This window comes from Candidatus Cardinium sp. cByotN1 (genome assembly GCF_022810525.1).
Lineage (GTDB): Bacteria > Bacteroidota > Bacteroidia > Cytophagales > Amoebophilaceae > Cardinium.
This window is the reverse complement of sequence record NZ_JAACGG010000187.1, coordinates 1-1,198: the sequence shown is the minus strand read 5'-3', so window position 1 is coordinate 1,198 and position 1,198 is coordinate 1. Positions and strand designations below refer to the sequence as shown.

Here is a 1,198-nt window from a genome sequence, read left to right as displayed (position 1 = left end):
TCAACAAGGGAGGAAAGGAGAGAGAGAGAGAGAGAGAGAGAGAGAGAGAGAGAGAGAAAGAATCGAATAAGATGTGTATATGTGCATTGATTCAGCTTCTTTCTATCTCTTTCTTCATCTCTTCATCTCCTGCTCTCTTCTTCTCTATCTCTCATCAGATTTCAGATTTGATTGAGAAAAAAATTCATCCAAAATTAATTCAACCAAATTAAATTGAGAGAAAGAAAGTAGAAAAGGGTACAAACAAAAGTGATTGCTATCGTCTTTTTTGCATTACATTTACTTTCTACTGATGTGTATGTGTATGTCTCTCGGTGGATCTTGTTTTTTATGTAAATAGGATTGAAGAGCATCAAAAGATAGCGAATACTGTTGATATTGGAAAAAAGGACTACACTAGAAGGGTTATCATTAAGTATAGATTTGTTTGGTAGAAAGAGGAGGAAAAATAAGAAGAAGAAGAAGAAGAAGAAGAAGAAGAAGAAGAAGAAGAAGAAGAGGATGAGGATGAGGATGAAAGCTTGGACGAACAAAATGATGATGAAAAAAATTTGAACCTCAACTAATCGAAATCAGAAAGCAAAAGGATCAAGAGAAGAGTGATCAGCTTATGGTGATTAATACAATGTTTTTCAGACCTCCAACACTTTAATCTACTAGGTGTTAAATAAGAAAATAAGAGTAATCTTGACTGACTTCAGAGCTGATATTGGCAATAAAATATTATCGAATCATCGTGATACAAGTTGAGCGATAGAAGAAGAAAAAATAAATAAATAATTTGAAAAATCAAGGATTTTGCATACCTTGAAGGTGATATCTGTCCCAGCATTCCTTGTCACTTATATTTTCTCGAATCATTCTTGACTTCTTTTCCAGTAATTTTTTTCCTCTTCGCACTCTATTTCATGATAGAGAAAGATTTCTCTACACTACTCATGAAATTCAGTGATAGGAAGATAGAGACCGAGAAAGAGAGAGAGAGAGAGAAAGAAAAAAAATTCTGGTTTCAGATAAAAGAAATCTTTCTCTCTTCTTCTTCGCCTTATTCCCCCCTGAAAGTCCAGCAACTGGAGAGAGATTGCTGGCACGAGATGAAGATGGTGTCAAGTCAAAGTTGATCAGGCTCATCACACTTGCTCTTACCATTTCACATCAATTTCTGTCATCCTAATCAACACGATTGGCTAACTGGAAG

Annotated in this window: 3 protein-coding genes; 2 read left to right on the top strand and 1 reads right to left on the bottom strand. The window is 35.0% G+C overall.

The annotated features are described in order from the left end of the window. A partial coding sequence (locus tag MUW73_RS04355; protein WP_243575315.1) for a hypothetical protein occupies positions 1 to 212 on the top strand: 212 nt, incomplete at its 5' end. Between the two features lie 166 nt (positions 213 to 378). Beyond that, entirely contained in the window at positions 379 to 555 is a 177-nt protein-coding gene (locus tag MUW73_RS04350) for a hypothetical protein (RefSeq protein WP_243575314.1), read from the top strand. A 390-nt stretch (positions 556 to 945) separates the two neighbouring features. Here the strand turns inward: MUW73_RS04350 and MUW73_RS04345 are convergent, their stop codons facing one another. Then, the gene (locus MUW73_RS04345) at positions 946 to 1,131 is read right to left on the bottom strand and encodes a hypothetical protein (protein ID WP_243575313.1); all 186 of its coding nucleotides are present in this window, start codon (positions 1,129 to 1,131) and stop codon (positions 946 to 948) included. Positions 1,132 to 1,198: the final 67 nt, after the last annotated feature.

Excerpts from the sequence above, each read along its gene's own strand:
- MUW73_RS04345 (WP_243575313.1), bottom strand. The coding sequence starts at position 1,131 with ATGAGCCTGATCAACTTTGACTTGACACCATCTTCATCTCGTGCCAGC.